Annotated in this window: 1 protein-coding gene; it reads left to right on the plus strand. The window is 67.2% G+C overall.

What is annotated here, in order from left to right; translation table 11 throughout:
- Nucleotides 1–111 precede the first annotated feature (111 nt).
- The gene (locus AC3WJM_RS22990; protein WP_492260921.1) at nucleotides 112–1,422 is read left to right on the plus strand and encodes an ISL3 family transposase; all 1,311 of its coding nucleotides are present in this window, start codon (nucleotides 112–114) and stop codon (nucleotides 1,420–1,422) included.
- Nucleotides 1,423–1,425: the final 3 nt, after the last annotated feature.

Below are 1,425 nucleotides of genomic sequence, written 5' to 3' on the forward strand. Positions count from 1 at the left end.
CGGCTCATCGCATTTGAGGGTGTAGCGGGGGTGGGCGCGTCGTTGGCCGGATAGGGGTCGAGGTCTTCCGATGATGGAAGTTCCTACACTGCCCATCCGGAAGACCTCGACGTGTCCAACGCTACCTTCCTGCCTCCTGACCTGACTACGTTCTGCCGGCTCGATGAGCTTGGGCTCGAAGCTGCCGGGCAGCGACTCGCCCCTGGCCGTGCGGTGTTGGAATGCCGTGCCGTTGATCCGGATGACTGGTGCCGATCGTGTGGGGGCCAGGGCATCGCCCGCGGCACGGTCACACGGCCGCTCGCGCACGAACCGTTGGGATGGCGGCCGACGACGCTGCTGGTGAGGGTCCGCCGCTACAAGTGCACCGGGTGCGGCCGGGTGTGGCGGCAGGACATCTCCAAAGCGGCGCAGCCGAGGGCGAAGATCTCCCGTCGCGGGCTGCGCTGGGCGCTGGAGGGCATCGTGTGCCAGCACCTGACCGTCGCCCGCGTCGCGGAAGGCCTGGGCGTGTCCTGGCATACCGCGAACACCGCGATCCTTGCCGAGGGCAAGCGGGTGTTGATCGAGGACCCTGCCCGGTTCAACGGGGTGGCCGTGATCGGCGTTGATGAGCATGTCTGGCGGCACACCCGGCGCGGGGACAAGTACGTCACCGTGATCATCGACCTCACCCCGGTCCGTGACAGGACGGGTCCGGCGCGGTTGTTGGACATGGTCGAGGGCCGCTCGAAACAGGTCTTCAAGGCCTGGCTTGCCGGGCGGCCGAAAGCGTGGCGGGACGGGATCGATGTCGTTGCGATGGACGGGTTCACCGGGTTCAAGACCGCAGCCGCCGAGGAGCTCCCGGACGCGGTCGAGGTCATGGATCCGTTCCACGTCGTCCGGCTTGCCGGCGATGCCCTGGACAGGTGCCGCCAGCGCGTGCAGCAGCAGACCATTGGTCACCGTGGACGGTCCGGGGACCCGCTCTACGCCGCCCGCCGGACCCTGCACACCGGGCACGATCTGCTCACCGAGAAGCAGAAGGACAGGTTGGAGGCCCTGTTCGTTGCGGACAACCACGCCGAAGTCGAAGCGACCTGGGGCATCTACCAGCGCGTCATCGCCGCGTACCGAGAACCTGACGGCACCCGAGGCAAAGAGCTCATGCAAGCACTGATCGGCGCGATCAGTGCCGGCGTTCCCGCTGCGCTGAGCGAGGTCATTACGCTGGGCCGGACGCTGAAACGCCGTGCAGGGGACGTGCTCGCGTACTTCGACCGGCCCGGCACCAGCAACGGCCCCACGGAAGCACTCAATGGCAGGCTCGAACACCTCCGCGGCTCCGCGCTCGGCTTCCGGAACCTTGCCAACTACATCGCCCGATCACTCCTCGAAACCGGCGGATTCAGACCGCGATTACACCCTCAAATGCGATGAGCC

The organism is Arthrobacter sp. FW306-1B-G06A, assembly GCF_058781765.1.